The organism is Microcystis sp. M53603_WE2, assembly GCF_030065435.1.
In genome coordinates this window covers 1-1,253 of record NZ_JASJFF010000079.1, presented here as the reverse complement: position 1 = coordinate 1,253, position 1,253 = coordinate 1, and the positions used below count along the sequence as shown (strand labels likewise).

At 35.4% G+C, this 1,253-nt stretch carries 3 protein-coding genes; 2 read left to right on the top strand and 1 reads right to left on the bottom strand.

What is annotated here, in order from left to right; translation table 11 throughout:
- The coding region (locus PX481_RS01875; protein ID WP_288093399.1) for a Uma2 family endonuclease at nt 1–432 on the bottom strand (432 nt) is incomplete at its 3' end.
- A 76-nt stretch (nt 433–508) separates the two neighbouring features.
- Between PX481_RS01875 and PX481_RS01870 the strand changes: the two genes are divergently transcribed.
- Both PX481_RS01870 and PX481_RS01865 read left to right on the top strand, forming a co-directional pair.
- Nucleotides 509–793: a hypothetical protein gene (locus tag PX481_RS01870; protein WP_002756821.1), complete on the top strand. Its 285-nt coding sequence runs from the start codon at nt 509–511 to the stop codon at nt 791–793.
- A complete protein-coding gene (locus PX481_RS01865) occupies nt 790–1,173 on the top strand; it encodes a type II toxin-antitoxin system VapC family toxin (protein WP_288093397.1) in 384 nt (127 codons plus the stop codon). Before PX481_RS01870 ends, PX481_RS01865 begins: the two co-directional genes overlap by 4 nt.
- Nucleotides 1,174–1,253 lie beyond the last annotated feature (80 nt).

Below are 1,253 nucleotides of genomic sequence, written 5' to 3'. Positions count from 1 at the left end.
CAATAACTCATCATTCATCCAAAACCAAACTTCAGGAATTTGTAACCGTTTGTATGCTTCCAGTTTATCAATTCCTCCACTACTAACAACCAACTCAATTACTAAATCAGGATGTTTTCTATTTGCTCCCAACTCATAGGATTTATCACCTTCTCTTTTAACCTTTTCAAATTCATTTTCTAAGGTGACAGAACCAGTAGGAGTAAAATCTAATCCCAAAAATTCTAAATAAATTTCTAGTAAAGCACCAATACGTTCTTTGATGGTTTCGTGTTTTTTCCCTGGCATTTTTCTAATCTCCAAAACTCCATCTAAAAAAGATAACCTTAACCCTGGGCGATCGATTAGCTGTTCAACAGCTTTAAATTCTCTCCAGGTTAAGTCACTAATTAAAATTGGTTCTGCTTCTCGTTCAATGAGTGTAGTTATCATAATTTAAACCCAAATTTAGAGCGTGAATTTTGTTCACTATGATATGATATAAAAACAGAGTATCATAAAAAACATCATGCAAGCATACAAACTCAAAGGAAAAATTGATCAATCTGGTAACTTGCTGATTACCGAACCATTGAATTTACCCCCCGGAAATGTGGAAATTGTAGTCTGGGCAGCCACAGATACCCTTGATCATACCACAACCCCAACCACTGAACCAGCACCAGAAGCACCAAAAAGAAAATCTAGGATCAAAGCATTTCAGGGTTTATTTGAAAATGCCCCTGCCATTCCGGCAGACTTTGATCCAGATCAAGCTAAATATGAATATTTAAAGGAGAAATATAACCTGTGAAAATCCTGATAGATACTAATATCATTATTGATAATGCCTTAGAAAGAGAACCTTTTTGGAATGCAAGTGAACAAGTTTTATCACTAATTGAAAAAGGCACAATTGCAGGTTATATTTCCGCCTCAACTTTTAGTGATTTGTATTATATTATCCGTAAAGCAAGAGGTCGAGATTGGACGCTTACTTATTTAAAGCAGTTAATTACTTTTTGTCAAATTGCTACAGTAAATCAGGCTGCAATTATAATGGCTTTCACAACCAATTTTCAGGATTTTGAAGATTCTATTCAATACTCTACCGCGGTAGTTAATAAATTGGATGGGGAGCATCCCAGTTTTGCAATGAGTAAAAATACTCAGGCAATATCGCCGTTGAGATAAGCACAACGTAGCTTCAAATACTGAGGAACATTCTCTGCTTTCCATTGTGCTCCCACAATTTTCATTCTTGCACCTATTTG

What these genes read in the sequence shown, in the direction of transcription:
- PX481_RS01870 (WP_002756821.1), top strand. Translation starts at nt 509, where the DNA reads ATGCAAGCATACAAACTCAAAGGAAAAATTGATCAATCTGGTAACTTG.